This is a genomic window from Mesorhizobium sp. M7A.F.Ca.US.006.04.2.1 (genome assembly GCF_004022915.1).
In the GTDB taxonomy this organism is placed as follows: domain Bacteria; phylum Pseudomonadota; class Alphaproteobacteria; order Rhizobiales; family Rhizobiaceae; genus Mesorhizobium; species Mesorhizobium ciceri.
The window spans coordinates 1-1,702 of record NZ_RZQA01001108.1 but is presented as its reverse complement, the minus strand read 5'-3'; the positions used below and the strand labels follow the sequence as shown (position 1 = coordinate 1,702).

General features: G+C 62.3%; 3 protein-coding genes. All 3 read left to right on the top strand.

The features are described 5' to 3' along the window. Positions 1–625: UMP kinase (gene pyrH / locus EN925_RS34775; RefSeq protein WP_128337315.1), on the top strand; the 625-nt coding region annotated here is incomplete at its 5' end. Between the two features lie 98 nt (positions 626–723). Further along, a complete protein-coding gene (gene frr, locus EN925_RS34770) occupies positions 724–1,278 on the top strand; it encodes a ribosome recycling factor (protein WP_013531759.1) in 555 nt (184 codons plus the stop codon). 34 nt (positions 1,279–1,312) lie between these two features. After that, the coding region (gene uppS / locus EN925_RS34765; RefSeq protein WP_128337314.1) for a polyprenyl diphosphate synthase at positions 1,313–1,702 on the top strand (390 nt) is incomplete at its 3' end.

The window sequence follows — 1,702 nt, the reverse complement described above, 5'->3', positions numbered from 1 at the left end:
TCGCATCGCCGGCGACATCGCCGAGGCGCGTGCATTGGGCATCGAGGTCGGCGTCGTCATCGGCGGCGGCAACATCTTTCGCGGCGTGGCGGTTGCCTCCAAGGGCGGCGACCGTGTCACCGGCGACCACATGGGCATGCTTGCCACGGTGATCAACTCGCTGGCGCTGCGCACGTCGTTGAACAAGATCGGCGTCGACGCCGTGGTGCTTTCGGCGATCGCCATGCCCGAACTTTGCGAGAGCTTTTCGCAGCGCCAGGCGACTGCCTACATGAACCAGGGCAAGGTGGTGATCTTCGCCGGCGGCACCGGCAATCCGTTCTTCACCACTGATTCGGCCGCCGCCCTCCGCGCGGCTGAAATTGGCGCCGACGCACTGTTCAAGGGTACTCAGGTCGACGGCGTCTACTCGGCGGACCCGAAGAAGGACCCGAATGCGACGCGTTTCGAGCGCATCAGCCATGGCGAAGTCATAAATCGCGGCCTTTCCATCATGGATACTGCAGCGATTGCACTTGCGCGCGAAAACAACATTCCGATAATCGTCTATTCGATCCACGAAAAAGGTGGTTTCGGCGATATTCTGAGGGGCGGCGGCCGCTGCACGGTCGTCGCGGACGATTGATCGGCGGCCTGGCCCGAAGGGAAACCGGTTTTCGAAGGTCCGATTCGAAGACGGCCCCGAAGCAGTGAGCCCGCATTAGACGGGTCGAGGAGATAAAGATGAGTGGTGAGTACGACGATCTCAAGCGGCGCATGGATGGGGCCATCGCCGCGTTCAAGCATGATCTGGCTTCGCTGCGGACCGGTCGCGCCTCCAGCAATCTGCTCGATGCGATCCAGGTGCAGGCCTATGGCACCACCATGCCGATCAATCAGGTCGCCAACGTCTCGGTGCCGGAGCCGCGCATGATCTCGGTGTCGGTCTGGGACAAGTCGATGGTTGGCGCGGTCGACCGCGCGATCCGCGAATCCAATCTGGGTTTCAACCCGATCGTGGACGGCACCAACCTCAGGATTCCGCTTCCCGAACTCAACGAACAGCGCCGCAAGGAACTGGTCAAGATCTCGCACACCTACGCCGAGAACGCCCGGGTCGCCGCGCGCCATGTGCGCCGCGACGGCATGGACTTCCTGAAGAAGGCGGAGAAGGACGGCGACATCAGCGAGGACGATCAGCGCAAGCGCTCGGACCAGGTTCAGAAACTTACCGACGAGACGATCAGCACCATCGACCACCTGCTTTCCGATAAGGAAGCTGAAATCATGCAGGTTTAGGGTCTTGGCCTCCGGCTGACCCGAAAGCGAGAACATGGCAACGCCCGCGCATGTCGCGATCATCATGGACGGAAACGGACGCTGGGCCAAGGCGCGCGGCTTGCCTCGTCTTGCGGGCCATCGTGCCGGCGTCGAGGCGCTGCGCAAGACGGTGCGCGCAGCACCCGGGCTCGGCATCTCCTACCTGACCGTCTACGCTTTCTCGTCGGAGAACTGGTCGCGGCCGAAATCCGAGGTCAGCGACCTGATGGGCCTTCTGAAAATGTTCATCCGCCGTGACCTTGCCGAACTGCACCAGAGCGGTGTGCGGGTTAGAATCATCGGCGACCGGGCAGGGCTGCAGCCCGATATCAGGGGACTGCTCGACGAGGCCGAAACGCTGACGGCCGCAAATGAATCTCTGACGCTGGTGATCGCCTTCAAC